Genomic DNA, 254 nt, shown 5'->3' on the forward strand with positions numbered 1-254 from the left:
TGTCGCCGAGACGGTCGCTCTTCGACAGGTCGATCGGTTCGAAACCGACCTTCGCCGCATGCGCCAGACGGTCCTTGTTGAAATCACCGATCATCACGACAGCAGCGCCGAGAATGCGAGCCGAAGCCGCAGCCGCAAGGCCGACAGGGCCGGCACCGGCGACATAGACGGTCGAGCCGACCCCAACACCTGCACGCACTGCGCCATGGAAGCCGGTGGGCAGAATGTCGGAGAGCATGGTGAGATCACGGATC

At 63.8% G+C, this 254-nt stretch carries 1 pseudogene; it reads right to left on the reverse strand.

Annotated elements, in window-relative coordinates:
* A pseudogene (locus AF337_RS32975) lies at positions 1-254 on the reverse strand (formaldehyde dehydrogenase, glutathione-independent); the annotation flags it as partial.

This window comes from Rhizobium ecuadorense (genome assembly GCF_001187535.1).
GTDB lineage: Bacteria > Pseudomonadota > Alphaproteobacteria > Rhizobiales > Rhizobiaceae > Rhizobium > Rhizobium ecuadorense.